Genomic DNA, 18,881 nt, shown 5'->3' with positions numbered 1-18,881 from the left:
GCCGTCGTCTCGGCCAGAGCCTCGAAGTCGCGTCCGCTCGCGTCCATCGCAATCCCCCAAAGATCGAATCAGAGGATGCCGAGAGATTCAGCTCAGACGCGTCTTGTCACCTATTTCTTCACCCGATCGCCCTGGAATCTCACTGTCGGGCCCTTGACGAAACCTGAAAATATTCCTATCTTTCCCCTCGCTCCCGCCGACGCAAGGGCGCGTTTCTCGGGTCGTGGAACGCGGGCGGGGGCCGGCTCCATCCGGGACGGCGACCCCCGCCCCTGGACAGGCGGCGCGTCGCCGGACCGGCGTTTCTCTCCCGTCCATAGGGAGAGCGAGAGCCGTTCCGTGATCCCAGGCCTTCGGAAGCGATCGGGTCTTGAACGTGAAACCCCAGGATTCGCGGGTCCGGATACGCCTCGGGACGTCGACGAGAAGGCGAAGCCGCGTTTCGGGACGCTCCGGAACCGACAGATTTTCTTAAGCGCTGCGGCCGAAAGGGGCCGGAGCGTCCCGAAACTCCCGTTCCTCCCCGCCGCCGCGAGGCCCCGGGGCGCCTCGGCGCGGCCTGACGATAGTCCTATCCCGCCGCGCGTTGACTTCCCAGGCCCCAGCGCCTAAAAACACGCCAATCTCGTCAGAGATGACCTACTGACCCGCCCATTCGCCCGCGAGGCGTAGGGCCAACGTCCGGCAGCGCGATGCGCTCCCGGGCGCGATTTGCTTTGGAGAGGTGAGTAGTGAGATCGTGAGTAGGGAGTAGTAGACCCGGTTCGGCCGCTACTCACCACTCACCATCTCACCACTCACTCTCCCGCCAGGAGAAACCGATGTTCGAGGGCCTTTCCGACAAGCTCTCCGGCATATTCGACAAGCTCACGCGGCGCGGCGCCCTTTCGGAGGCCGATGTCGCCGAGGCCCTGCGCGAGGTGCGCCGCGCCCTGCTCGAGGCGGATGTCGCGCTCGACGTCGTGCGCTCCTTCACCGAGAGCGTGCAGCAGAAGGCCGTCGGCGCCAATGTCGTCAAATCGGTCTCGCCCGGCCAGATGGTCGTCAAGATCGTCAATGACGTCATGGTCGAGACTCTGGGCTCCACCGCGCAGCCGATCGATCTCGACGCCGCCCCGCCCGTCGCGATCATGCTGGTCGGCCTGCAGGGCGCCGGCAAGACGACGACCACCGCCAAGATCGCCAAGCGCCTGACCGAGCGTCACGGCAAGCGCGTGCTGATGGCCTCATTGGACGTGAAGCGTCCGGCCGCGCAGGAGCAGCTCGCCATTCTCGGCCGGCAGGTCAATGTCGACACTCTGCCGATCGTGCCGGGCCAGGACCCGGTCAGAATCGCCAAGCGCGCCGAGGATGCGGCGCGGCGCGAAGGCTATGACGTCGTGCTGCTCGACACGGCCGGCCGCACGCACATAGACGAGCCGCTGATGGAGGAGATGGCGCAGATCAAGGCCGTCTCCAAGCCGCATGAGATATTGCTCGTCGTCGACGCCCTCACGGGTCAGGACGCGGTCAATCTCGCCAAGAATTTCGACGATCGCGTCGGCTTGACCGGCATTGTGCTGACGCGCGTCGACGGCGACGGCCGCGGCGGCGCGGCGCTCTCCATGCGCGCCGTCACCGGCAAGCCGATCAAGCTCATCGCCACCGGCGAGAAGATGGACGCGCTCGACGAATTCTCGCCGCAGCGCATCGCCAATCGCATTCTCGGCATGGGCGATATCGTCGCCCTCGTCGAGAAGGCCGCCGCCGCCGTCGACGCCGAGCAGGCGCAGCGCGCCGCAGAGCGCATGGCCAAGGGCAAGTTCGATCTGCAGGATCTGGCCGATCAGCTCGCCATGATGGAGAAGGTCGGCGGCTTCGGCGGCATAATGGGGCTGCTCCCCGGCGTCGCCAAGATGAAGGAGCAGATCGCCTCCGCCAATATCGACGACAAGATGTTCAAGCGCCAGCGCGCCATCATCCTGTCGATGACGCCCAAGGAGCGGCGCAACCCCGATATCCTCAAAGCCTCGCGCAAGCGCCGCATCGCGGCGGGCTCCGGCGCGAAGGTGGAGGAGATCAACAAGCTTTTAAAGCAGCATCGCCAGATGGCCGACATGATGAAGGCCATGGGCGGGGCCAAGCGCGGCGGCATGATGGGCAAGGCCGCGCAGATGATGGGTCTCGGCGGGATGCCGGCGCCGAGCCAGGAGCAGATCGCCGAACTGCAGAAGAAAATGGGCGGCGCGCCGCCGCCCGGCGTCGGTCGCGGCATTCCCGCCGCGCCGCCGGCTTCCGCATTCTCCGCCAAGCCGACGCTGCCGGGCCTCGGCGGCGGCGGCGGTTTTCTGAGCGGCCTCAATCCGTTCGGGAAGAAGAAATGAAAAAAGTGAGTGGTGAGTAGTGAGTAGTGAATGGCGCCACTTACTACTGACCACTCACGACTGACCACTCACTCGACAAAGGAACCGACATGTCCCTGAAGATCAGACTCTCCCGCGGCGGCGCCAAGAAGCGTCCCTTCTATCGCGTCGTCGTCGCCGATTCGCGTTCGCCCCGTGATGGTCGCTTCATCGAGAAGCTCGGCACTTTCGATCCGCTGAAGCCGAAGGACGCCGCCGATCGTCTCGTGCTCGACGCCGAAAAGGCGCAGGAGTGGATCGCCAAGGGCGCGCAGGCGACCGATCGCGTCGCCCGCCTGCTGGAGAGCGTCGGCGTCGGCAAGCGCGAGGCGCGCAACAATCCGCAGAAGGCGCAGCCGAAGAAGAAGGCCCAGGAGCGCGCCGCTGCGGCCGCCGCCGCGGCCGAGGCCGCCTCGGCCTGATGACGCCGTCATTGCGAGGAGCGAAGCGACGAAGCAATCCAGAGTCGCGGCGCGGCTTCTGGATTGCTTCGCTTCGCTCGCAATGACGCCGGGCCATGGTCATGCTTCCAGGTGATTATTTCCGACGCGAGCCTGAAGGCTCGCGGTCCTTTGCCCGCCTTGGACCGCGAGCCTTCAGGTTCGCTTGCGTCTGCGCATGAAAAACGCCATTCTGCTCGGCCGGCTCGGCGCCGCGCATGGCGTGCGCGGCGAAATCCGCCTGCAGAGCTTTACCGCCGATCCGGCGGCGATTTCCTCCTATGGCCCCTTGTTCGACGCGAGCGGCGCGCGGCGTTTCGTCATCGCTTCGCTGCGGCCGCTCGGCAAGGACATGTTCGTCGCGCGCCTCGAGGGCGTCGCCGACCGCGACGCCGCCACGGCCTTGACCGGCATCGAGCTCTATCTTCCGCGCGCGGCGCTGCCGGAGCCCGAGGAAGATGAATTCTATCTCGCCGATCTCGAGGGGTTGCGCGTCGAGACCCGTGACGGCGAGGGGCTCGGCGTGGTGATCGCGGTGCGCAATTTCGGCGCGGGCGATATTTTGGAAGTGTCGCCGCCCGACGGCGGGGAGACGCTGCTATTGCCTTTCACGAAGACGGTCGTTCCCATCGTCGATGTGGCGGGCGGCCGCATCGTGGCGGAGCCGCCGATATTGGACGAAGGCGCATCCGAAGGAGAGGCTTGAGCCGCGCGGCGGGCTTCGCTGCGCAATGGAGAAACGGCCGCCGGCGTTTGCGCTCGTGCGGCCGTTGGCGGTGCGCTCATCACCGCGATGCGATCTTGGATTTCGCGATTTCCTCCGGCGGCCGCCAAACCAGAGCGTCGTTCGCAATCGTGGATCGGGACGCCATCGGCAGGAGCGCGGCGATCTCGGCCGGGGGAATCCAATTCGAGCGCGAACGGTCGTGGGGCGAAGCGCGGGCGGCGGCGAGGCCCGTGACGATGTCGTCGACCGCGGCTCGCGCGGAGGCGATCTCGGTCGGCGGCAGCCAGGCGCGAGCGCCGCCGGTGAATGCGGATCTGTGTTCGAGGACCGGAGCCTCGTCGGCGATCTCCGTCGGACGCGCCCATTTCGAGGCCGGCGATTCGGCCGAGGCCGGGACGGCGAGGCCGGCGGCTTTCGCGTGGGCGATGTCGGCCGGCGGCAGCCAGACGCGAGCGCGGTCGGCAAAGGTCGATCTCACGGGTTTCGTGGCGATCTCCGCGGGAGGCGCCCAGCTCGAGGCGGGCTTTGCAGTCGCGCCGACCGCGGCGAAACCCGTCATTTCGGCGGCTCGCGCCGAGGCGATTTCTCCGGGAGGCCGCCAAACGAGAGCTTTCGCCTCGATCTCGGCCGGAGGAGTCCAGCTCGGGAACGCGCCGGCCGAGGCCGGAACGAGGAAGGTTCTGGCGGAGGCGCCGAGCGCGCCGCGATCGAGCTCGGCGCATTCCATGCCGTCGACCTCCGACCGCCACTGCGGCCGCTCTGGCAAGGAGCGCGCCTGTCCGCCGTGCAGAACCAGCAGAGTCACAACGGACAGCATGCATAGAGCATTGAAAAGTCGCCACATGGGTCGTGCTCCAAAAAGTGAGAAGAAAACGCTGAAAGGCTGGTGCGATCTTCGTGAATGGACCGTTAAAAAGCCGAAGAATCCGAAATAGTACCTAGTCAGGCTGGGCCGCGGCTGGTTCGTGGCGCCGGCGCCGCCTTCCCTGCTCTCCGCCCTCGTGCCATAAGCCGCCGCATGTGGCGCGCGACCATCCTCACCCTCTTTCCGGAAATGTTTCCCGGCCCGCTGGGGCTATCGCTCGCCGGCGAGGGGCTCGCAGGCGGGCTCTGGTCGCTCGAGGCGCGCAATATTCGCGCGCATGGCCTCGGCCGTCATCGCGCCGTCGATGATACGCCCGCCGGCGGCGGTCCCGGCATGGTGATGCGCGCCGATGTTCTCGCCGCCGCGATCGACGCCGCCGCGCCGGCGGATGACGCGCGCCCTCGCTTGTTGATGAGTCCGCGCGGGGCGCCGCTCACGCAAAAGCGCGTGCGCGAATTCGTCGCCGGCGAAGGCGTCGTCATTCTGTGCGGGCGTTTCGAGGGCGTCGACGAGCGCATCATCGAGGCGCGCGCGCTCCAAGAAATTTCGATCGGCGATTATGTGCTCTCGGGCGGCGAGATCGCGGCGATGGCGCTCCTCGACGCCTGCGTGCGGCTCCTTCCCGGGATCATGGGAGAGGCGACATCCGGCGAGGAGGAGAGCTTCGAGAGCGGTCTTCTCGAATATCCGCAATATACGCGACCGCGCGATTTCGAAGGCCGGGCGATACCGGATGTGCTGCTCGGCGGCGATCACGCCAAGATCGCGCGCTGGCGCCATGATCGCGCCGTCGAGCTCACGCGCGCAAGGCGGCCGGACCTGCTCGCGCGCCGCGGCGGCGAGGAGAGGTGATCGGGGCAGTCGAAATCGGCAGTGGGCGGTCGGACTCGCGCGATTGCCCAAAGCCGACTGCCTACTGCCGATCCATCTTCAGGACATCACCACATTCACCGCGCTCTCGGGCAATTCCTTGCCGAAGCAGCGCTGGTAGAACTCGGCGACGAGCGGACGCTCGAGCTCGTCGCATTTGTTCAGGAAGGTGAGCCGGAAGGCGAAGCCCACATCGCCGAAAATCTCGGAATTCTCCGCCCAGGTGATGACCGTGCGCGGGCTCATCACCGTCGAGAGATCGCCGGACATGAAGGCGTTGCGGGTCAAATCGGCGACGCGCACCATCTTATTGATCGCGTCGCGGCCTTCCTTCGTCTTGTCGAAGCTCTTGACCTTGGCGAGCACGATATTGGTCTCGGCGTCATGCGGCAGATAGTTGAGCGTGGCGACGATCGACCAGCGGTCCATCTGGCCCTGATTGATCTGCTGCGTGCCGTGATAGAGGCCGGAGGTGTCGCCGAGGCCGACCGTGTTGGCGGTGGCGAAGAGGCGGAAGGCCGGATGCGGGCGGATGACCCTGTTCTGGTCCAAGAGCGTCAGCCGGCCGGAGACCTCGAGCACGCGCTGAATGACGAACATCACATCCGGGCGGCCGGCGTCATATTCGTCGAAGCACAGCGCGATATTGTGCTGCAGCGCCCAGGGCAGAATGCCGTCGCGGAACTCGGTGACCTGCTTGCCGTCCTTGAGCACGATCGCGTCCTTGCCGACGAGATCGATGCGCGAGACATGGCTGTCGAGATTGACGCGCACGCAGGGCCAGTTGAGGCGCGCGGCGACCTGCTCGATATGGGTGGACTTGCCGGTGCCGTGGTAGCCCGTGACCATGACGCGGCGATTGCGGGCGAAGCCGGCGAGAATGGCGAGCGTCGTCTCGCGGTCGAAGAGATAGTCGGGGTCATTGTCCGGAACATGCTCGTCCGGCTCGGAATAGGCGGGAACCTCGAGATCGGAGTCGATGCCGAACAGCTGGCGCACGGAGACTGTGAGGTCCGGCAGATGCGCGGACCCGGCCGCTTTGTCGCTTGGGGTTGACATTGATCCTCCGTTTCGCCGGCGCGCGCTCGCGACGCTCGTGGCCGGCAAGGCTTGGTCAAACGAGCTTGTTCAGACGAGCTTGGCCGCCCGCAGCGTCTTATATGCGTGGATGATCTCCCGCAGCCTTTCCTCGCAGGAGCGATCTCCGCCATTGGCGTCCGGATGGTGACGTTTGACGAGCTCCTTATAGCGCGTCTTGATCGCCTCCGCACAGGCGGTTTCATCGAGGCCGAGCGCATTCAGCGCCTTGATCGTCACCGCCGAATAGCGCGGCGCCGCCTCCGCCGGCGGCCGCCCGCGGTGCGATCTCTGTCGGTAGAGGCCGAGCGGATCGGCGAAATTCTCCGCCCGCAGCGGGTCCTCGCGAAACGCCGCTTGTCCGCGCTTCACGCCCATCGACCAGGTCGGACGATGGCCGGTGGTGGCGTCGTCCTTCAGATAGCGGGCGACGGCCTCGTCGCTCATGCCGTTGAAGTAATTGTAGGAATTGTTGTATTCCCGCACGTGCTCCAGGCAGAAGCAGAAATATTGCCCCTCGCGCAGCCGCCCCATGGGCGCGCGATAGGAGCCGTCGGCCTCGCAGCCCGGGGCGTCGCAGCGAAAGCGGCTCTCGCGCCGCTCCTGCCTCTGCTCCGGCTTGACGCGGATACGATCGAAGAGGGGCGAGTTCAAATCCATGGCGCTGCATTATGGTAGACTGGCCGCAGGCTGCAAGCGGAACCCGGCGCCAATTTCACGCGGCGGGAATTTTGCTTGGGCGGAGGGCGACGAGGAGGATTTCACTATGGCCGAGCAAGGCAATATCGGCGCCGTCCAGGCCCGCATAAGATCGAAGCTGACCGATGCGCTCGCACCGCTCTCCTTGAAGGTGATCGACGAGTCGCATCAGCACGCCGGCCATGGCGGCCACCATCAGGACGGCGAGAGCCATTTTCGCATCGAGGTCGTGAGCGAGGCTTTCGCCGGCAAGAGACTGGTGGAGCGCCACAGGATCGTCAATTCGCTGCTCGCCGAGGAGCTGGCCGGCCGCGTGCACGCTCTGGCGATCACCGCCCGCGCCCCGCAGGAGTAGCGGCGGGCCGTCATCGCGAGGAGCGGAGCGACGAAGCGATCCGGGGCCGCCCCACGGCTCTGGCTCGCGTCGCTTCGCTCGCGATGACGGGGCTATTGCGGCCCCGCTTGACGCGTCGCCGCTCCTGCGCGAATCTCGGTCTCGCCCGGGGGAGCCTCGCCGCCGGCGCGCCTTTCGCGCGCGGCAAGAGGCTGAGAGGCCGAAGAGCTCTTAAAAAAAGCGGCTCGGCGACCCTTCGAACCTGATCCAGTTCGCGCTGGCGTAGGGAGGTCGCATGATCCTTTGTTTTCCCGGCCGCGCCGCAGAGCCGCCGCGATGTTGATCGGCGTGATCGGCGCCGGCGTCGCCGGACTGACCGCGGCTTTCGAGATCGCCCGCGCCGGCGCGCCTTTCGGCGCCGAGGTCGAGCTCGTCGAGAAAGCCGCCGAGCCGGGGCGCGGCTGCTCCTATCACGCCGGCGGCATGATCGCGCCCTGGTGCGAATTGGAGAGCGCCGAGCCCATCGTCGCCACGCTCGGCGAGGAGGCGCTCGCCTTCTGGACCAAGGATATTCCCGTCGCGACGATCGCCGGCAGCCTCGTCGTCGCGCCGCCGCGCGACCGCGCCGAGCTCAGCGAATTCTCCCGGCGCACCCGCCGTTTCGAGCGTTTGGACGAAGCGGCCCTCGCCGCCCTCGAGCCGGCGCTCGCGGGGCGCTTTTCCGGCGGCCTCTATTTTCGCGACGAGGCGCATCTCGAGCCGCGCGCGGCGATGCGGGCGCTGTTCGAGCGGCTGCAGACAATGGACAATGTCCGTGTTCGCTTCTGCGCCGAGACGCCGCCGCCGCGGGCGGATTGGATCGTCGACTGCCGCGGCTTTTCGGCGCGCGGCGAGATCGCCGGGCTGCGCGGCGTCAAGGGCGAGATGCTCGTGCTGCGCAGCGAGGAGATCGAATTGTCGCGGCCCGTGCGCATGTTGCATCCGCGCCATCCGGTCTATGTCGTCCCACGCGGGGACGGAGTGTTCATGATCGGCGCGACGATGATCGAAAACGAGGAGCGCTCCCGCGTCACCGCGCGTTCGATCGTCGAGCTCGTCAATTCGGCCTTCGCGATCCATCCCGCTTTCGCGGAGGCCGAGATCGTCGAGACGGGCTCCGACGTGCGGCCGGCTTTCGCGGACAATCTGCCGCGCATTCTGCGGCGGGGTCGGACACTTTATATCAATGGGCTCTATCGGCACGGCTTTCTGCTGGCGCCGGCGCTGGCGCGCCGCGTCGCGCGTTTTCTCTTCGCGGGCGAGATCTTCCCGGAGGTCATGAATGCGGATCAGAGTGAATGGGCAGACGCTCGAGGTCGAGGCGCCCACGCTGGAACGGCTCATCGAGGAGCTGGGCTTTAGCGAGCAGACGGTCGCCACGGCGGTGAATCAGGAATTCGTGCGCAGCAAGGACCGCGGCGAGACGCGTCTCGTCGAAGACGATGCGGTCGAGATCGTCACGCCGCGGCAGGGGGGATGAAGGACGTGTCGAACTTGCTACCTCCGTTACGAACTCCATGTTAGGGTCGTCCCATGAGCACGATCGTCACGGAAATCTACGACGCCCTTCGGGAAGCCGGCGCGAGCGAGGAGAAAGCGCGCAAGGCCGCGGAAGTCGTCGCCAATTTCGACGCCAAGAACAGTGATGTCCAGCATGAATTCGCCTTGCTGAAAGGTGAATTCAACACTGTGAAATGGATGCTCGGGACCAATATCACGCTCACGCTCCTGGTGCTCGGAAAGCTGTTTCTGCGCTGATGGCGGATACGGTTTTCCGGCCTTCTCCGAACCAGCCGAACGCGATGACTGCGCCTCTCTCCGTCTATGGCGACGCCGTGTCCTCCCGCTTCCTGCTCGGCACGGCGCGCTATCCTTCGCCGGCTATTCTCGCGCAGGCGATCCGCGCTGCGGGCGCGGAGATCGTCACCGTCTCGCTGCGGCGCGAGGCCGGAGGGTCGCGGGCGGGCGAGAGCTTCTGGGGTCTCATTCGCGAGATCGGCGTGCGCGTGCTGCCCAACACCGCCGGCTGCCGCACCGCCAAGGAGGCCGTCGCCACCGCGCAAATGGCGCGCGAGCTGTTCGGAACCAATTGGATCAAGCTCGAGGTCATCGGCGAGGAGGACACGCTCCAACCCGATGTGTTCGGCCTCGTCGAGGCGGCGCGCATCCTCTGCGACGACGGCTTTTGCGTGTTTCCCTATACGACCGAGGATCTCGTCGTCGCGGAAAAGCTCATCGACGCCGGCTGCCGCGTGCTGATGCCCTGGGCGGCGCCCATAGGCTCCGGCCGCGGGATCAATAATCTCTTCGGCCTGCGGGCGCTACGCGCGCATTTTCCCGATACGCCGCTCATCGTCGACGCCGGCCTCGGCGCGCCCTCGCAGGCCGCCGCCGTCATGGAGCTGGGCTTCGACGCCGCGCTGCTCAACACCGCGGTGGCGCGCGCCGGCGATCCGGTCGCCATGGCGCGGGCCTTCGCGCTCGCCATAGAGGCCGGCCGCGCCGCCTATCTTTCCGGCCTCATGGAGCCGCGCGACATGGCGGAGCCGTCGACGCCGCTCCTCGGCCGCGCCTTCGACGACGGGCGCGAGGCATGAGCGCGCTTTTGTCGGATGGGGCGTTTCCATTTCCCCCTCTAGGGGGGAGGTCGAGCGCTATGGGCGCTCGGGAGGGGGTGAGCCCCGGAGTCTCGGACGCTTCACCCCACCCCGGACCGCTGCGCGGTCCGACCCTCCCCCTGAAGGGGAGGGTGGGGTGAGCGCGCTTTTGCTCGATCCTTTCTATCTCATCGTCGACGCCGCGGACTGGCTGCCGCGGCTGCTGCCGCAGGGCGTCAGACTCGTGCAATTGCGCGTCAAGGATTGCGACGAGGCCGCGCTGCGCGAGGAGATCGCCCGCGCCCGCGAACTTTGCGCGGCGCATGGCGCGCAGCTCGTCGTCAATGATCATTGGCGGCTCGCCATCGATCTTTCCTGCGATTTCGTGCATCTCGGCCAGGGCGATCTCGACACGGCGGATGTCGCCGCGATTCGCGCCCATGGAATAAGGCTCGGCGTCAGCACCCATGACGAGGCGGAGCTCGAGCGCGCGCTGGCGCTCTCCCCCGACTATGTCGCGCTCGGGCCGATCTATCCGACGCTCTTGAAGCAAATGGCCTTCGCCCCGCAGGGGCTCGACAAGATCGGCGTCTGGAAACGCCGCATCGGCGAAATTCCGCTCGTCGCCATAGGCGGGCTGACGCCTCTGCGCGCCCGCGCCGCTCTCGAGGCGGGAGCGGACAGCGCCTGCGTCGTCACCGACGTGCTGCGCGCCGCGGACCCCGAGGCGCGCGCCCACGAATGGGTCGCGGCGACGCGGAGACCAGCGAGTAGCGAGTAGTTCTACTCGCTTCCCCTCACGACGCTCCGCCGATCGGCCACTCGCCCTTGAACACGCCGCCCCGATTGTCATGCGCCTCGACGCGGATCGTCTTGGCGCCATTGGGCGCATAGACGAAGCGGAAGCTGGGGTCCTCGGAGAGAGAGATGCCGCCCTCCATGGAGAAGATCAGCGCGTCGCCCTGGCGCACCTCGATCTTGTCGACATAATGGGCGGGAATATAGGCGCGGGTGATCGGGTCCATCTGCATCCCGGAACTGTTGGGATGGCGGATCATGATCTGCGCCTCGCGCCGAGCGGGGTTCGCAGTCGTGAACTCCCGAAATTTCATCTTGCCGAGATTGGCGGCGGCCTCGTCCTGATCCTTGATCGCCGGCGCCGAGCAGCCGCCCGAGGCCTTCACGAATTTCACCACCGAATGCAGCGCGCCGTCCGCCGTCTCGCCGACCACATGCACATTGGTGTAGGAGTTCACGCGCACGCGCGTCTCGATCTTCTGCACGCCGGCGCCCTCGCCGAAGGAGAAGGCCGCGGCCATGGGCATGGGGTTCTCGTCGATGACGAGGGTCGCGGCGCGCAGGCCGGGTTCGAGCAGAGAGATCGTCATCGGCACGATGGCGGCGTCCTCCGCCCGCTTCGGCGCGTCGAGCGTCACCACGCCCTCATGCGTCTTTATGGCGCGGTCGTGGAAAATATCGGCGACGAGGCCGGGCCAGGGGTCGATCTTGGGCTCCTCGGCCAGCGCGGCGCCGGCCAAAAGAAAGAGCGCCGCGACCGCCGTCGCCGCGGGGCGACGGAGGGACCGCGCGCCTTCGCGCTCGCTGCGGTCCAGGCGATGGCGGGCCTGAAGGCTCGCGGTCCATGCGCGCATCTGTCTTCCTCCCATTTTTTTTAGAATCCTAACGCCGGCCGCCGGGCCGGCTCAAGGGGCCTCCCACTCGAGCTCGGCGAAACCGGCCGTGGCGTTGCGCGTATGATAGTCCTCGAAGAGCAGCCAATTGGGCTCTTCGCGGCGGCCGGCCGTCTTCACCGATTCGGCCAGCGTCGCCCCTTTGGCGATATCGGCCCTAAGATCGCGGGTGAGGTGGTCGAGATAGGCCTTTTGCGCGTCGAGCGCCTGCGGCCAGGGAGCGACGGCCGGCCCATGGCCGGGGACGACGCGGACCGCCGGAATCGCGCGCAGCTCGTCGACGACGGCGAGGAAGCCGAGGAGACTGCCGTCGACGATCGGCACATGCCGCAAAAACAAGAGATCGCCGGCAAAGAGCGTGCCGCTCTGCAAATCGAGCACGGTGAGATCCGCGTCGCTATGGGCGGTGCGCCAGGCCTTCAGCACGATCTTGCGGCCGCCGAGATCGAGCGTCGTCTCGCTTTCGACGGTGAGGCTCGGCGGAATCAGAACCACCTCGTCGACGAGCGCCCCCATCGTCTCGCGGAAAGAGGCGAGATAATGGGGCCCGCGCACGGCGAGCGCGCGCGGCAGGTTCTTGTGGCCGACGAAGACCGCTCCCGTTCCTCGAAAGGCAATATTCCCGAAAATATGATCCGGATGGACATGTGTGTTGACGATATAGCGGATGGGCTTCGCCGAGCGCTGCTGCAACGCAGCGACAAACGCCTCTCCTTCGGCGCGGCTGCCTCCCGTGTCGATCACCGCGATCGCCGTTTCGCCGACGATCGCTCCGAGATTGGCGATGTCGCCGAAGTTGTCCCGAGACATCAAGGCGGTCTGGCCCTGATGGGCGAAAACGCCGGGCGCGATCTCGGTCAGATCGAAGGCTTGCGCGAGGCTCGCGAAGAGCGCGGCGAGCGCGAAGACGAGAGGTCCGATAGTGCGTTGCAGCATTGGTGTTTCGACCTCGTTTTTTGCCCGTTTCATGCGAGAAATCAGGAAAGTCGCGAACAGGATTTGGGGATTGCGCTTCAATTCCGTGCGACATATTATCCCGCCGTTTCCGACCTAAAAGAGGTCTTCCGGCCGGGAACCGGAGGGCGTCTCAACGGAGATATGGGCGGGGCTGCGGGCGCGGCGTTTCCGCCTCATCGCCGTGGCAAAAATCGAGGAAACGGCTTCCCAAAGCCTGTGGCGTCGAAAAGGCGCGATGTCGGCGGCGTGGCCGGGCCTTTTGCGCGGTAATGTCGTCAGGAGGAAAAGCTCATGCATAAGCTGTTGTTGTCGACTTCGGTGGGGATTCTCGCGCTGTTCGGGGCCGGCGTGGCGAACGCCGACGAGCTGCTCGGTCTCCAGAAGAATCCGAAGGATTGGGTTTCGCCGACGGGCGACTACGCCAATCTGCGTTATTCGAAGCTGAAGCAGATCACCACCGAGAACGTCGGCAAGCTGGCTCCCGCCTGGAGCTTCTCGACCGGCGTGCTGCGCGGCCACGAAGGCGCGCCGCTGGTGATCGGCGACGTCATGTATCTGCATACTCCGTTCCCCAACATCGTCTACGCCCTCGACCTCAACAACGAAGGCAAGATCCTCTGGAAGTATGAGCCCAAGCAGGATCCGAGCGTCGTTCCGGTGATGTGCTGCGACACCGTCAATCGCGGCCTCGCCTATGGCGACGGCAAGATCTTCCTGGCCCAGGCCGACACCACCCTCGTCGCTCTCGACGCCAAGACCGGCAAGCTCGTCTGGTCGGTGAAGAACGGCGATCCCTCCAAGGGCGCCACCTCGACCGCCGCTCCGCATGTCTTCAAGGACAAGGTGTTCGTCGGCATCGCCGGCGGCGAGTTCGGCGTGCGCGGCAGCCTCGCCGCCTATAATGTCGCCGATGGCAAGCTCGCCTGGCGCGGCTATTCGATGGGCCCGGACAGCGACACGCTGATCGACGGCGAGAAGACCACCCATCTCGGCAAGCCGGTCGGCAAGGACTCGGGGCTGAACACCTGGGAAGGCGACCAGTGGCAGATCGGCGGCGGCACCACTTGGGGCTGGTATTCCTATGACCCCGAGCTGAACCTCGTCTATTACGGCTCCGGCAACCCCTCGACCTGGAACCCCAAGCAGCGTCCGGGCGACAATCGTTGGTCCATGACCATCTGGGCGCGCAATCTCGACACCGGCGCGGTCAAGTGGGTCTATCAGATGACCCCCCACGACGAGTGGGACTATGACGGCATCAACGAGATGATCCTCGCCGACCAGACGATCGGCGGCCAGGCTCGCAAGACGCTCGTCCACTTCGATCGCAACGGCTTCGGCTACACGCTCGACCGCGTGACCGGCGAGCTGCTGGTCGCCGAGAAATACGACCCGGCCGTCAATTGGGCGACCAAGGTCGATATGGACAAGAGCTCCAAGACCTATGGCCGTCCGCTGGTCGTGTCGAAATATTCGACCGAGCAGAATGGCGAGGACGTCAACACCAAGGGCGTCTGCCCGGCCGCTCTCGGCTCCAAGGACATGCAGCCGGCGTCCTTCTCGCCGGACACCGGCCTGTTCTATGTGCCGACCAATCACGTCTGCATGGACTATGAGCCGTTCCGCGTCAGCTACACGGCGGGTCAGCCCTATGTCGGCGCGACGCTCGAGATGTTCCCGCCGCCCGGCGAGACCAACATGGGCAATTTCATCGCCTGGGACGCCCGCGTCGGCAAGATCGTCTGGTCCAACAAGGAGCAGTTCTCGGTCTGGTCCGGCACGGTCACCACGGCCGGCGGCCTCGCCTTCTACGGCACGCTCGAGGGCTATCTGAAGGCCGTCGATCTGAAGACCGGCAAGGAGCTCTACAAGTATAAGACTCCGTCGGGCATCATCGGCAATGTGATCACCTATGAGCACAAGGGCAAGCAGTATGTCGCGGTTCTGTCCGGCGTCGGCGGTTGGGCCGGCATCGGTCTCGCGGCCGGCCTGTCCAAGAGCAACGAGGGCCTCGGCGCCGTCGGCGGCTATAAGGCGCTGTCCGACTACACCGCTCTCGGCGGCGTGCTGACCGTGTTCGCTCTGCCCGATTACGCTCTGCCGATCGTCGCTCCGGCGAACTGAAACGGCCAATTATAACTCGGCGCTCGGCGAACGCCCCTGGCGCGTCGCCGGGCGCCTCGCGTTTATGTGGATGGAAACTGCTGGAGGATAGAGTAATGAGACTGCCGCTCGTCGGGGCGCTGGCCCTGAGCGTGTTCATGGGTTTTGGAACGACCGTGCGGGCGGAGCCGCCGGGAGACCCGACCGCGGTCAAGGAAGTCGACGGCAAGTGGTTCGACGCCAAAGGCGACCCTACCTACAAGGTCCAGGCGGACGGCGCGGTCGATTGGTACACCTTCTCCGGCTATCGCCGCTATCATGCCGAATGCCACGTCTGCCACGGCCCCAACGCCGAAGGCTCGACCTATGCGCCGGCGCTGAAGAATTCGGTCAAGAACTTCAATTACGCCGAGTTCTACGGCATTGTCGTCGGCGGCCGCGAGAACAAGGTCGCGGGCAATGACAGCGTCATGCCGGCTTTCTCCGACAACAAGAACGCGATGTGCTACATCGACGACCTCTATATCTATCTCCGCGCCCGCTCGACCGAGGCGGTCGGCCGCGGCCGACCGGAGAAGAAGGCCGAAAAGCCTGCGGCTTTCGCCGAGGCCGAAACGAAGTGCATGAGCGCCAAGTAGCGCCTGAGCGCGCCATGTCGCGTCATCTCGCATTTTCCCTGGTCGCCGTCGCGGGCTTGCTCGCGACGGCCCCGGCGCATTCCCAATCGCCCGGTCTCGTCGCCCGGCCTCAGGGGGGCGTCGATGACGCGCGCGGGTCCATCGAGCTCGTCGATCCCAATGTTCTGCGCGTCTGCGCCGATCCGAGCAATCTCCCCTTCTCCAATCGCGCCGGCGAAGGCTTCGAGAACAGACTGGCGGAATTCTTGGCCAAGAAGCTCGGCAAGGATCTCTCCTATACCTATTATCCCGGCGCGACCGGCTTCATCCGCAACACGCTCAACGCGCATTTGTGCGATCTGGTGATGGGGATGCCGCAGGGCGACGATCTCGTGCAGCCCACCAATCCCTATTATCGGACGGCCTATGCGGCAGTCTATCGCGCCGGCTCCGACCTCGACGGGCTGATCTCGCTCGCCGATCCGCGTCTCGCCAAGGACAAGCGCATCGGCCTCGTCGCCAACACGCCGCCCGGCAATCTTCTGGCCCGCTACGGCCTGCTCGCGGCGGTCAAGCCCTATCCGCTCGTCGTCGACACGCGCGTCGATGCGCCGGCCGCCGATATGATCCGCGACCTCGAGAGCGGAACGATCGACGTCGCCATTCTGTGGGGGCCGATCGCCGGCTATCATGTCAAGAAATCGAGCGGCCGTCTGAAAGCGGCGTTGCTCACCGCGGACAAGGGCGCCCGCATGAGCTTTCGCATCGCCATGGGCGTACGCCATTCCGACCAGGAATGGAAACGCGAGCTCAATCGCCTCATCGCGCAAAATCAGAAAGAGATCGATAGATTGCTCGCCGATTTCGGCGTGCCGCTGATCGACGAATCCGACGCGCCGATCGCGCCCGCGCCGTGACGCGTCGTCTCGTCGCCTCGGCGCACAGGCTCCTCGCGGCTCTCGCGACCGCGTCGCTCGCCGTCGCGACGGCGCAAGCGGAGCCGCCGCCGGAGCCGCAGGGCTACAGGCAAGCCGATTATCGCGCCGCCGTCCCCGCCACGCTGCGCGGCGCGACCGTGGTCGATACGGCTCGCGCCTTCGAGATCTGGCGGGACAAGACGGCGGTCTTCGTCGACGTTCTGCCGCGCCCGCCCAAGCCCGCCGGCCTGCCGCCGGACGCCGTCTGGCGGGACAAGCCGCGTTTCGATATTCCCGGCGGCGTCTGGCTTCCCGAGACCGGCTATGGCGAGCTGTCGCCGGCGGCGCTTCGCTATCTCGAAAAAGGGCTCGCGCGCGCCACCGCCGGAGACAAGAGCCGCCCGCTCGTTTTCTATTGCCTCGCCGACTGCTGGATGTCCTGGAACGCAGCCAAACGGGCGCTCTCGCTCGGCTATTCCAGAGTGTCCTGGTATCCTCCGGGAACCGACGGCTGGGTCGCCGCCGGCCACCCGCTGGAGCGGCGCGAGCCCGAGCCTCGCCAGGACTGATCCCCTTCGTTTCATCGCGCCTGATTTTGCGCCTGGTTGACGCTTGTCCTATTTTGATGTTACTTAATGTATCATGAAATTGACCAGCACGCGAAACTACGTCCAGACCGCCCGCGCCATAGCCGCGCAGGAGACCGAGGAAGCGACCGTCCTCGCCTTTCGCGTCTTGCTCGAGGAGCGCTGGTACGACGAGATCACATTGGACGAGGTCGCGCAGCGCGCGGGGACCACGCGCCAGACCGTGATCCGCCGCTTCGGCGGCAAGGAGGGCCTTCTCGCCGCATTCACGCGCCGCATCGGCGCGGAGATCAAGACGCGTCGCGCCGCCGCGCCGCCCGGCGACATCGCCGGAGCCACCGCGGTCCTCGTCTCCGATTACGAAGCGACCGGCGAGATGGTGATGCGCCTGCTGTCTCTCGAAGGCCGAATCCCCGAAATCGCCGCGACCCTCGAGACCGGCCGAGTCGGCCATCGCCTTTGGGTCGAACAAACCTTCGCCGCGCGCCTCTCCGCATTTCCCGCAGGAGAACGCGGCGCCCGCCTGTCGCATCTGCTCGTCGCGACCGACGTCTGGAGCTGGTTCCTCCTCCGCCGCACGCAGGGACATTCGCTCCCCGAAGCCGAGCGGCTGATGACAGCGATGATTTCGAAGCTCTTGGATTGAGGAGACACGCCATGGCTATTCGCAGCGAAAAATCCAGACTGCTCGTGCTCGGATGGGAAGGCGGCGGCAATGTGCCGCCGACGATCGCCGCCATTCGCGCGCTCACGGCGCGCGGACATGAGGTCCGTTTCATCGGCGACGACGCCATCCTGCCGCAAGCGCGCGCCGCGGGAGCCCGCGTCCTTGCATGGCGCCGCGCCCCCAATCGCCCCGATCGCACGCCGCAGAGCTGCTTCGCGCGCGATTGGGAGCAGCCGGACGACGTCTCGGGCTTCCAGGCCTGGGCCCGGGCGATATTTCTCGGCCCGGCGCTCCGTTACGCCGAGGACGTCGTCGAAGCGGCGCAGGCCGAGCCGACCGACGCGATCATCGGCTCCGATCTCCTGTTCGGCGGAATGGTCGCAGCGGAGGCTCTCGGCCTCCCCCATGCGCTGCTCGCGGCCAATGTCAGCCTCGTTCCATTGCCCGGCCATCCGCCTTTCGGCCCGGGATTTCTTCCAGCGACGAACGAAGACGAGCGCCGCCGCGACCGAGAGGCCGCAGCCATGGTGGACGGAATGTTCGATGGATTCTTGCCCCGGCTCAATGCCGCGCGCGCGCGTTTCCATCTGCCGCCGCTGACGCGAACGCTCGATCAGTTCCGCTGTGATCTGCTCCTGCTCTGCACGGCGAAAGCGTTCGACTTCCCGGCCGCGCATCTGCCGGACCATGTGCGCTACGTCGGACCGCTGCTCGAGCAGCCGTCCTGCGCCGCCGCGGCGCCGACGCCCGACGATTCTAATCCGATCGCGCTCGTTTCATTCAGCACGACCTATCAGCGACAAGAGTCCGCGCTCGCCGCTACGCTCGAAGCGCTCGACACCCTGCCTCTTCGCGCAGTCGCGACGCTCGGAGACTCGCTAGCCGGTAAACGCTTCGCGGCGCCGTCCAATGTTCAGATTCTCGAAGGCGCCTCGCATGATGCGCTGCTGCGGCGCGCGGTCTGCGTCGTCACCCATGCCGGCCATGGCACGACGCTCCGTGCGCTCTGCGCCGGCGTTCCGATCCTCGCTCTCCCCATGGGCCGCGATCAGAACGACAATGCGGCGCGCATCGAATATCACGGCGCGGGTCTCCGATTGCCGCGCGAGGCGAGCGCCGTCGAGATCGCGGCGGCGATCCGGCGGCTGCTCGAGGAGCCGAGCTTCGCTCACAATGCTCGGAGGCTGGCGCGCGAGATCGCCCAGGAGGGCGGCGGCGCCGAGCGCGTCGCCGACGAGATCGAGGCGATGATGCGCTCGGCGCGACGGCCTCTGCGCAACGCCGTCGGAGCGTGAACGCGCGCGCAAATACGC

General features: G+C 66.3%; 21 protein-coding genes and 1 riboswitch. Of the genes, 16 read left to right on the top strand and 5 right to left on the bottom strand.

Annotated features, from left to right (window positions below; translation table 11 throughout):
• The first annotated feature begins 821 nt into the window (after positions 1-821).
• The 3 genes from ffh to rimM all read left to right on the top strand — a co-directional run bounded on the left by ffh (position 822) and on the right by rimM (position 3,527).
• Positions 822-2,363 carry a signal recognition particle protein gene (gene ffh / locus Mspo_RS02660; protein WP_159726540.1) on the top strand — a complete coding sequence of 514 codons (1,542 nt, stop codon included), beginning with the start codon at positions 822-824 and terminating at the stop codon, positions 2,361-2,363.
• 89 nt (positions 2,364-2,452) lie between these two features.
• A complete protein-coding gene (gene rpsP, locus Mspo_RS02655; protein ID WP_159726538.1) occupies positions 2,453-2,803 on the top strand; it encodes a 30S ribosomal protein S16 in 351 nt (116 codons plus the stop codon).
• A 196-nt stretch (positions 2,804-2,999) separates the two neighbouring features.
• A complete protein-coding gene (rimM, locus tag Mspo_RS02650) occupies positions 3,000-3,527 on the top strand; it encodes a ribosome maturation factor RimM (protein WP_159726536.1) in 528 nt (175 codons plus the stop codon).
• Positions 3,528-3,606: 79 nt separating this feature from the next.
• Here rimM and Mspo_RS02645 read toward each other — a convergent pair whose 3' ends face one another.
• Complete coding sequence (locus Mspo_RS02645) at positions 3,607-4,392, bottom strand: hypothetical protein (RefSeq protein WP_159726534.1); 786 nt, start codon at positions 4,390-4,392, stop codon at positions 3,607-3,609.
• A 174-nt stretch (positions 4,393-4,566) separates the two neighbouring features.
• Here Mspo_RS02645 and trmD point away from each other — a divergent pair, with 174 nt between their 5' ends.
• Positions 4,567-5,265, top strand: coding sequence for a tRNA (guanosine(37)-N1)-methyltransferase TrmD (gene trmD, locus Mspo_RS02640; protein ID WP_159726532.1), 699 nt, complete (start codon positions 4,567-4,569; stop codon positions 5,263-5,265).
• Positions 5,266-5,343: 78 nt separating this feature from the next.
• Here the strand turns inward: trmD and cobS are convergent, their stop codons facing one another.
• Positions 5,344-6,342 (bottom strand): cobaltochelatase subunit CobS, encoded by a 999-nt coding sequence (gene cobS, locus Mspo_RS02635; protein ID WP_159726530.1) that lies wholly within the window; start codon positions 6,340-6,342, stop codon positions 5,344-5,346.
• A gap of 69 nt (positions 6,343-6,411) precedes the next feature.
• A complete protein-coding gene (locus tag Mspo_RS02630; protein ID WP_159726528.1) occupies positions 6,412-7,020 on the bottom strand; it encodes a J domain-containing protein in 609 nt (202 codons plus the stop codon).
• A 106-nt stretch (positions 7,021-7,126) separates the two neighbouring features.
• Here Mspo_RS02630 and Mspo_RS02625 point away from each other — a divergent pair, with 106 nt between their 5' ends.
• From Mspo_RS02625 to Mspo_RS02600, 6 genes are all read left to right on the top strand, one after another.
• Entirely contained in the window at positions 7,127-7,414 is a 288-nt protein-coding gene (locus tag Mspo_RS02625; protein ID WP_159726526.1) for a BolA family transcriptional regulator, read from the top strand.
• A gap of 137 nt (positions 7,415-7,551) precedes the next feature.
• Positions 7,552-7,699, top strand: a riboswitch (TPP riboswitch).
• A 30-nt stretch (positions 7,700-7,729) separates the two neighbouring features.
• Complete coding sequence (locus Mspo_RS02620; RefSeq protein WP_159726524.1) at positions 7,730-8,794, top strand: FAD-dependent oxidoreductase; 1,065 nt, start codon at positions 7,730-7,732, stop codon at positions 8,792-8,794.
• Entirely contained in the window at positions 8,715-8,912 is a 198-nt protein-coding gene (gene thiS / locus Mspo_RS02615; protein WP_159726522.1) for a sulfur carrier protein ThiS, read from the top strand. The genes Mspo_RS02620 and thiS overlap by 80 nt, the downstream gene beginning before the upstream one ends.
• Positions 8,913-8,965: 53 nt before the next feature.
• The gene (locus Mspo_RS02610; protein ID WP_159726520.1) at positions 8,966-9,190 is read left to right on the top strand and encodes an integrase; all 225 of its coding nucleotides are present in this window, start codon (positions 8,966-8,968) and stop codon (positions 9,188-9,190) included.
• Positions 9,191-9,234: 44 nt separating this feature from the next.
• A complete protein-coding gene (locus Mspo_RS02605) occupies positions 9,235-10,029 on the top strand; it encodes a thiazole synthase (RefSeq protein WP_159726518.1) in 795 nt (264 codons plus the stop codon).
• A gap of 157 nt (positions 10,030-10,186) precedes the next feature.
• Positions 10,187-10,810, top strand: coding sequence for a thiamine phosphate synthase (locus Mspo_RS02600; protein ID WP_159726516.1), 624 nt, complete (start codon positions 10,187-10,189; stop codon positions 10,808-10,810).
• A gap of 16 nt (positions 10,811-10,826) precedes the next feature.
• On the opposite strand, the gene Mspo_RS02595 is transcribed toward Mspo_RS02600, so the two are convergent.
• The gene (locus Mspo_RS02595; protein ID WP_159726514.1) at positions 10,827-11,681 is read right to left on the bottom strand and encodes a quinoprotein dehydrogenase-associated SoxYZ-like carrier; all 855 of its coding nucleotides are present in this window, start codon (positions 11,679-11,681) and stop codon (positions 10,827-10,829) included.
• Positions 11,682-11,732: 51 nt separating this feature from the next.
• Complete coding sequence (locus tag Mspo_RS02590; RefSeq protein WP_159726512.1) at positions 11,733-12,656, bottom strand: quinoprotein relay system zinc metallohydrolase 2; 924 nt, start codon at positions 12,654-12,656, stop codon at positions 11,733-11,735.
• Positions 12,657-12,968: 312 nt separating this feature from the next.
• On the opposite strand from Mspo_RS02590, the gene xoxF5 reads away from it, so the two are divergent.
• The 6 genes from xoxF5 (at position 12,969) to Mspo_RS02560 (ending at position 18,863) form a co-directional block, all read left to right on the top strand.
• Complete coding sequence (gene xoxF5, locus Mspo_RS02585) at positions 12,969-14,801, top strand: lanthanide-dependent methanol dehydrogenase XoxF5 (protein WP_159726510.1); 1,833 nt, start codon at positions 12,969-12,971, stop codon at positions 14,799-14,801.
• Between the two features lie 137 nt (positions 14,802-14,938).
• Positions 14,939-15,418, top strand: coding sequence for a c-type cytochrome, methanol metabolism-related (locus Mspo_RS02580; protein ID WP_159726587.1), 480 nt, complete (start codon positions 14,939-14,941; stop codon positions 15,416-15,418).
• A gap of 14 nt (positions 15,419-15,432) precedes the next feature.
• Positions 15,433-16,314 (top strand): substrate-binding domain-containing protein, encoded by an 882-nt coding sequence (locus Mspo_RS02575; RefSeq protein ID WP_159726508.1) that lies wholly within the window; start codon positions 15,433-15,435, stop codon positions 16,312-16,314.
• Positions 16,311-16,883 carry a PQQ-dependent catabolism-associated CXXCW motif protein gene (locus Mspo_RS02570; RefSeq protein ID WP_159726506.1) on the top strand — a complete coding sequence of 191 codons (573 nt, stop codon included), beginning with the start codon at positions 16,311-16,313 and terminating at the stop codon, positions 16,881-16,883. Before Mspo_RS02575 ends, Mspo_RS02570 begins: the two co-directional genes overlap by 4 nt.
• Positions 16,884-16,956: 73 nt before the next feature.
• The gene (locus Mspo_RS02565) at positions 16,957-17,547 is read left to right on the top strand and encodes a TetR/AcrR family transcriptional regulator (RefSeq protein ID WP_159726504.1); all 591 of its coding nucleotides are present in this window, start codon (positions 16,957-16,959) and stop codon (positions 17,545-17,547) included.
• Positions 17,548-17,558: 11 nt separating this feature from the next.
• Positions 17,559-18,863 (top strand): glycosyltransferase, encoded by a 1,305-nt coding sequence (locus tag Mspo_RS02560; protein WP_159726502.1) that lies wholly within the window; start codon positions 17,559-17,561, stop codon positions 18,861-18,863.
• Positions 18,864-18,881 lie beyond the last annotated feature (18 nt).

Source organism: Methylosinus sp. Ce-a6, from assembly GCF_009811655.1.
GTDB lineage: Bacteria > Pseudomonadota > Alphaproteobacteria > Rhizobiales > Beijerinckiaceae > Methylosinus.
The sequence above is the reverse complement of the archived record's forward strand: the minus strand, read 5'-3'. Positions and strand labels throughout refer to the sequence as shown.

Coding starts and splice junctions, on each gene's coding strand:
- ffh (WP_159726540.1), top strand. CDS start 822: ATGTTCGAGGGCCTTTCCGACAAGCTCTCCGGCATATTCGACAAGCTC.
- rpsP (WP_159726538.1), top strand. CDS start 2,453: ATGTCCCTGAAGATCAGACTCTCCCGCGGCGGCGCCAAGAAGCGTCCC.
- rimM (WP_159726536.1), top strand. CDS start 3,000: ATGAAAAACGCCATTCTGCTCGGCCGGCTCGGCGCCGCGCATGGCGTG.
- Mspo_RS02645 (WP_159726534.1), bottom strand. CDS start 4,392: ATGTGGCGACTTTTCAATGCTCTATGCATGCTGTCCGTTGTGACTCTG.
- trmD (WP_159726532.1), top strand. CDS start 4,567: ATGTGGCGCGCGACCATCCTCACCCTCTTTCCGGAAATGTTTCCCGGC.
- cobS (WP_159726530.1), bottom strand. CDS start 6,342: ATGTCAACCCCAAGCGACAAAGCGGCCGGGTCCGCGCATCTGCCGGAC.
- Mspo_RS02630 (WP_159726528.1), bottom strand. CDS start 7,020: ATGGATTTGAACTCGCCCCTCTTCGATCGTATCCGCGTCAAGCCGGAG.
- Mspo_RS02625 (WP_159726526.1), top strand. CDS start 7,127: ATGGCCGAGCAAGGCAATATCGGCGCCGTCCAGGCCCGCATAAGATCG.
- Mspo_RS02620 (WP_159726524.1), top strand. CDS start 7,730: ATGTTGATCGGCGTGATCGGCGCCGGCGTCGCCGGACTGACCGCGGCT.
- thiS (WP_159726522.1), top strand. CDS start 8,715: ATGCGGATCAGAGTGAATGGGCAGACGCTCGAGGTCGAGGCGCCCACG.
- Mspo_RS02610 (WP_159726520.1), top strand. CDS start 8,966: ATGAGCACGATCGTCACGGAAATCTACGACGCCCTTCGGGAAGCCGGC.
- Mspo_RS02605 (WP_159726518.1), top strand. CDS start 9,235: ATGACTGCGCCTCTCTCCGTCTATGGCGACGCCGTGTCCTCCCGCTTC.
- Mspo_RS02595 (WP_159726514.1), bottom strand. CDS start 11,681: ATGCGCGCATGGACCGCGAGCCTTCAGGCCCGCCATCGCCTGGACCGC.
- Mspo_RS02590 (WP_159726512.1), bottom strand. CDS start 12,656: ATGCTGCAACGCACTATCGGACCTCTCGTCTTCGCGCTCGCCGCGCTC.
- xoxF5 (WP_159726510.1), top strand. CDS start 12,969: ATGCATAAGCTGTTGTTGTCGACTTCGGTGGGGATTCTCGCGCTGTTC.
- Mspo_RS02580 (WP_159726587.1), top strand. CDS start 14,939: ATGGGTTTTGGAACGACCGTGCGGGCGGAGCCGCCGGGAGACCCGACC.
- Mspo_RS02575 (WP_159726508.1), top strand. CDS start 15,433: ATGTCGCGTCATCTCGCATTTTCCCTGGTCGCCGTCGCGGGCTTGCTC.
- Mspo_RS02565 (WP_159726504.1), top strand. CDS start 16,957: ATGAAATTGACCAGCACGCGAAACTACGTCCAGACCGCCCGCGCCATA.
- Mspo_RS02560 (WP_159726502.1), top strand. CDS start 17,559: ATGGCTATTCGCAGCGAAAAATCCAGACTGCTCGTGCTCGGATGGGAA.